This is a genomic window from Neisseria sp. P0022.S010, assembly GCF_051956635.1.
On sequence record NZ_JBQCXF010000334.1, the window covers coordinates 1 to 3,322 of the forward strand.

General features: G+C 54.9%; 2 protein-coding genes and 1 pseudogene. All 3 read left to right on the forward strand.

All coding sequences use genetic code 11. From position 1 onward, the window contains the following. Positions 1-290, forward strand: a pseudogene (locus ACTHUT_RS16290) (DeoR family transcriptional regulator); the annotation flags it as partial. Positions 291-395: 105 nt separating this feature from the next. Beyond that, positions 396-2,084, forward strand: coding sequence for a glutamine--tRNA ligase/YqeY domain fusion protein (locus ACTHUT_RS16295; RefSeq protein WP_250599641.1), 1,689 nt, complete (start codon positions 396-398; stop codon positions 2,082-2,084). An 82-nt stretch (positions 2,085-2,166) separates the two neighbouring features. Continuing rightward, positions 2,167-3,069, forward strand: a complete 903-nt coding sequence (locus ACTHUT_RS16300; RefSeq protein ID WP_440419077.1) for a DMT family transporter — start codon at positions 2,167-2,169, stop codon at positions 3,067-3,069. The last annotated feature ends 253 nt before the right edge of the window (positions 3,070-3,322 follow it).

The following is a 3,322-nucleotide window of genomic DNA, read 5'->3' on the forward strand; positions in this document are numbered from 1 at the left end:
AATTCAAAGTCGACTATGCCATCATGAGTACCCACGGCATAGAAAACGACGGCTCGCTTTTGGATGACGATTACAAGGAAGTCAGCGTCATGCAGGCGATGGTGAACAATGCCCGCGTGCGCTATCTTGGCGTCGACCACAGCAAATTCAACAGCAATGCCTTGGTCAGACTGGGCGATATCGGTGCATTCGATAAGCTGTTTACCGACCGCCCACCATCCGCCGCCATGCAGAAAACCCTAAACGAGCGCGGCGTGGCGTGGCAGGTTGCCGACCCTGTATCAAAGTAGCCAAGTCGGGTACAATTGAGCCATCATTCCATTCCTTTCAGACGGCCTGATTGAATGCTCAGGCCGTCTGAAAACAGAAAATCATTTTCCCATCAAAGAAATATTATGTTGAATAAAGACCAATTCGCGGACAACCACTTTATCCGCACCCTCATCGAAGAAGACCTCAAAAGCGGCAAACACGAAGCCATCCAAACCCGTTTCCCGCCCGAGCCCAACGGCTACCTGCACATCGGCCACGCCAAATCCATCTGCCTGAACTTCGGTTTGGCCTATATTTTCGACGGCCTGTGCAACCTGCGTTTCGACGATACCAATCCCGAAAAAGAAAACGACGAATACGTCAACGCCATCAAAGAAGACGTCGAGTGGCTCGGTTTCCATTGGGCAGGCGAGCCGCGTTTCGCTTCCAATTATTTCGACCAGCTTTACGACTACGCCGTCGGTTTAATCAAAGACGGCAAAGCGTATGTCGATGATTTGACACCCGAAGAAATGCGCGAGTATCGCGGTACGCTGACCGAAGCAGGCAAAAACAGCCCCTACCGCGACCGCAGCGTCGAAGAAAACCTCGACCTGTTCACACGCATGAAAAACGGCGAGTTCCCCGACGGCAGCAAAACCCTGCGCCTGAAAATCGACATGGCATCAGGCAACATCAATATGCGCGACCCCGTCATCTACCGCATCCGCCGCGCCCATCACCACAACACCGGCGACAAATGGTGCATCTACCCGATGTACGACTACACGCATTGCATTTCCGATGCCATCGAAGGCATCACGCATTCCTTGTGTACGCTCGAATTTGAAGCCCACCGCCCGCTTTACGACTGGGTGTTGGACAACATCCCCGCGCTGCACGCCACCCGCCCGCGCCAATACGAGTTTTCCCGTTTGGAGCTTTTGTATTCCATCACCTCCAAACGCAAACTGAACCAACTGGTTTCAGACGGCCACGTTTCCGGCTGGGACGACCCGCGTATGCCGACTATTTCCGGTATGCGCCGCCGCGGCTACACGCCCGAAGGCCTGCGCCTGTTTGCTAAACGCGCCGGTATTTCCAAATCTGAAAACATCGTCGATATGAGCGTGTTGGAAGGCGCGATTCGCGAAGAGCTGGAAAACTCCGCCCCGCGCATGATGGCCGTGCTGAATCCGCTCAAAGTAACGCTCACCAATTTTCAGACGGCCTTGGCCGAAAGCCGCACCGCGCCCTATCATCCGAACCGCGAAGACATGGGCAGCCGCGAACTGCCGATTTCGTCCACGCTCTACATCGAAGCCGACGATTTCAGCGAAAACCCGCCCAAAGGCTTCAAACGCCTGACCCTCGGCGGCGAAGTGCGCCTGCGCCACAGCTATGTGATGAAGTGTGACGAAGTGGTAAAAGACGCCGCCGGAAACATCGTCGAACTCAAATGCAGCTTGGATTACGACACCTTGGGCAAAAATCCCGAAGGCAGAAAAGTGAAAGGCGTGATTCACTGGCTCTCCGCCGAACATGCCGTGCCCGCCACCGTGCGCCTGTACGACCGCCTGTTCACCGAACCCCGTCCCGATGCCGTGCGCGGCGAAGACGGCGAATACCTGCCGTTCACCGATTTCCTTAACCCCGAATCGGTCAAAGAAATCACCGCCTACGTCGAAGCCGCCGCCAACGATTTGCCTGCGGAGAGCCGCTGGCAGTTTGAACGGCTGGGCTATTTCGTCACCGACCGCAAAGACCACCGCCCCGAGCATCCCGTGTTCAACCGCACGGTCACGCTGAAAGATTCTTGGCAGCCCAAGTAATCTGTTTGCAACAGCTATATTGAAGGCCGTCTGAAAACTTGAAATCTGGTTTTCAGACGGCCTTTGTCGATAAAGAGATGAGATGGAACGTTATTCTGTATATTTGAAACTGCTGGGGATGGCGGTGTTGTGGGGTGCGTCTTGGCCGATGGGGCGGATGCTGGGGCAGTCGCTGCCGCCGCTGACGGGCGGGGCGGTTCGGTTTGTGCTGGCTTCGGTTTTGTTGTTGGGCTGGTTGTTTGCACGCAGCAGGTTTGCGACTTTGGCGGCTTTGTCGGCGCGGCAATGGCTGGGCTTGACTGCGGCCGCTTCTGTCGGCGTGTGCGGCTATGCGGTGTTTTTTATGCTGGGTTTGCAGACTATGCCGGCAGGCAAGGCGGCGGTGGTCGTGGCAGTGAATCCGGTATTGACGCTGCTGTTGGCGACTTGGTTTTTCGGCGAGCGTTTAAATGCGAAGATTTTGGCGGGTATGCTGCTGGCGGTCGGTGGTGCCATTATGGTGGTAACGCAAGGGCAGCCGTTGACAGTTTTATCGGGCGGTATCAATGCAGGGGAGTGGCTGATTTTCGGCTGCGTGGTTTGCTGGGCGGCTTATACCTTAATCGGTCGCGCGGTTTTGCGCGGGATAGACGCGTTGACGGTAACGGCAGCAACGTCGTTCATCGGCGCGCTGATGTTGTCAGTGGTGGCGTTGTGGACGGACGGATTGCCTTTTGAGGCAATGGCAGCGATGGATGCACGCGGTTGGACGGCATTGGCGTGGCTGGTCATCGGCGCGACGGTATTGGCCTACGCGTGGTATTTCGAAGGCGTGAAGACTTTGGGTGCAGGTAGCGCGGCAGCGTATATTACGCTCGTGCCGATTTTCGGTATGCTCAGCTCGGCGTGGGTTTTGGGCGAACCTTTGCATATTTCGCTGGTTGCAGGTTGTGCAGCGGCAGTCGGCGGCATGACGCTGATGCGGTACGGGCAGAAGGCCATCTGAAGTTGGGCAAATACTCGGATTTTTGATAATAAGATTGCGGTTGCCACGTTACTTCCAGCCGTAATCTTATTGAAGAATAAGACTAAGTTACGGCCTTAGTGTTCGATTTAAAAATTTGACACCCTGCCTCCAACTGCCTAAAATTCAACTTTCTCAAAAATCTACCGTATCCTGCGGCACGATTTCATACTTTCAGACGGCCTTTGTGCCATCTCTCTGATACCATTCAAAATATATCAATACTATGCACGTT

Bases quoted from the DNA above. Each gene is read 5' to 3' on its own strand.
- ACTHUT_RS16300 (WP_440419077.1), top strand. From the start codon at position 2,167: ATGGAACGTTATTCTGTATATTTGAAACTGCTGGGGATGGCGGTGTTG.
- ACTHUT_RS16295 (WP_250599641.1), top strand. From the start codon at position 396: ATGTTGAATAAAGACCAATTCGCGGACAACCACTTTATCCGCACCCTC.